Raw genomic sequence first — 1,424 nt, 5'->3', positions numbered from 1 at the left:
GCGCGGACGGCGCCCGACCGCACGAGGTACTCAGGTCACCGGATGGGTCCCAGGTCCGGTACGGGCCCGCCGTGGGCGGCGGCGTCGGCGAAGACCCGCTCGCGGACCTGGCGGGTCGCGGCGCCCGCGGCGGTGGGGTCGAGGTCGGTGAGGACCCCGTCACGCTTGCGGACCCGGCCGCCGACGATGACGGTGTCGACGTCACGCGGGGTGGTCTGGAGGACGATGTGCGCCGCGGGGTCGCCGAGGGCGACGCCGTAGGGTTCGGTGTTGACCAGGACGACGTCCGCGAGGCGCCCGGGGGTGAGGCGGCCCAGCTCGTCGCCGAGGCCGAGGTGGGTGGCGGCGTTGACGGTGGCGAACTCCAGCATGTGGCGGGGCCGGACAAGAGGAACGTCAGGGCTGTACGTCAGCGGCCAGCGGCCTGCCCGGCGCTCCGTCTCGGCGTCGACGTTGCGCATCAACAGGTAGGTCAGACGCATCGCCGCGAACAGGTCGATGGAGACCCGGGTGTGGGTATCGATACCGAGGCTGGGGCGGGCGCCCATGCGGTGGGCGCGGTTGAGGATGTCCATGGCTCCACCGCCACCGAACTCGCCCTCGGGGGTGAAGGAGATCCCTCCGCCGCAGGCCGCGAGGGCGGCCAGTTCACCATCGGAGGCGGCATTGGCGTGCGCCGGGACGATGTCGGAGTCGAGGAGTCCGGCCTCGTGGAGCGCCTGGATCTGGCCGGGCGGGTTCTGGTGGATGCTCATCCGCATCCCGAGTTCCCGGGCGAGGCCGATCTCCTTGGTGACTCGCTCCAGGGACCCGTACTCCATGGAGCCGAGGGCCAAGCCGACCCGCAGAAGTCCGTCACCGCCGAGGTTGACCTCCTCGTGGAGGCGTCGGACGTGGTCGAGGCGCCAGGCGTGGTCCTCGGGCGGGGCGCCGAAGCTGCCGAGCATGCCGAAGGCGAAAAGAGCGCGTTGGCCGGTGATGCGGTGGGCGCGCAGTCCGGCGTCGGCGGCCTCGGGGGACATGACGTTGTGACAGAAGTCGAGGACCCCGGTGACACCGGCGTCGAGCATCTGCACGGAGCCGGAGAAGGTGGCGTCGTGGATGTCGTCCGGAGTGAAGTGCTCGCGGAGGTAGAAGGCCTTGCTCAGGTAGTCATCGAGGGTCCAACCCTCGGCGTACAGCCCCTTCAGAGGGGTCTGCCAGGCGTGCATATGGGTGTCGATGAGGCCGGGGATGGCGATCATGCCGCGCGCGTCGATGACCTCGGCGTCGGCCGGCGCCTGGTCCGTGAGGTCGGCGCCGACGGCGGTGATGCGGTCCCCGCTGATCAGGATGTCCCCGGTGGTCAGGTCGCCGTACTCGGGGTCCATGGTGAGGACGGTGGCGCCCTTGATCAGCAGTCGGCGCTCGGTGGTCGGATTGGT

At 70.9% G+C, this 1,424-nt stretch carries 1 protein-coding gene; it reads right to left on the bottom strand.

Annotation, left to right across the window (positions count from 1 at the left end; translation table 11 throughout):
• Nucleotides 1–35: 35 nt before the first annotated feature.
• Nucleotides 36–1,424: amidohydrolase family protein (locus tag NBG84_RS15750; RefSeq protein ID WP_250920073.1), on the bottom strand; the 1,389-nt coding region annotated here is incomplete at its 5' end.

This window comes from Streptomyces albipurpureus (genome assembly GCF_023701525.1).
Classification (GTDB): domain Bacteria; phylum Actinomycetota; class Actinomycetes; order Streptomycetales; family Streptomycetaceae; genus Streptomyces; species Streptomyces albipurpureus.
The sequence above is the reverse complement of the archived record's forward strand: the minus strand, read 5'-3'. Positions and strand labels throughout refer to the sequence as shown.